Origin of the sequence: Streptomyces xiaopingdaonensis (assembly GCF_000262345.1) — a bacterium.
GTDB classification, from domain to species: Bacteria; Actinomycetota; Actinomycetes; order Streptomycetales; family Streptomycetaceae; genus Streptomyces; species Streptomyces xiaopingdaonensis.
This window is the reverse complement of record NZ_AJTQ01000159.1, coordinates 1-222: the sequence shown is the minus strand read 5'-3', so window position 1 is coordinate 222 and position 222 is coordinate 1. Positions and strand designations below refer to the sequence as shown.

The window sequence follows — 222 nt, the reverse complement described above, 5'->3', positions numbered from 1 at the left end:
CCGCATCAGTTCTCGGGTGGGATGCGGCAGCGGATCATGATTGCGATGGCGTTGGCGTTGGAGCCGGATCTGATCATTGCGGATGAGCCGACGACGGCGCTGGATGTGACGGTGCAGGCGCAAGTGATGGATCTGCTTGCGGAGTTGCAGCGTGAGTACAACATGGGGCTGATTCTGATCACGCATGATCTGGGTGTGGTCGCGGACGTGGCCGACAAGATC

The 222-nt window shown here is 59.9% G+C and carries 1 protein-coding gene; it reads left to right on the top strand.

Annotation, left to right across the window (positions count from 1 at the left end; genetic code table 11):
• Nucleotides 1–222 (top strand): ATP-binding cassette domain-containing protein (locus UWG_RS34380; RefSeq protein WP_033196106.1); only part of this gene is annotated, 222 nt, incomplete at both ends.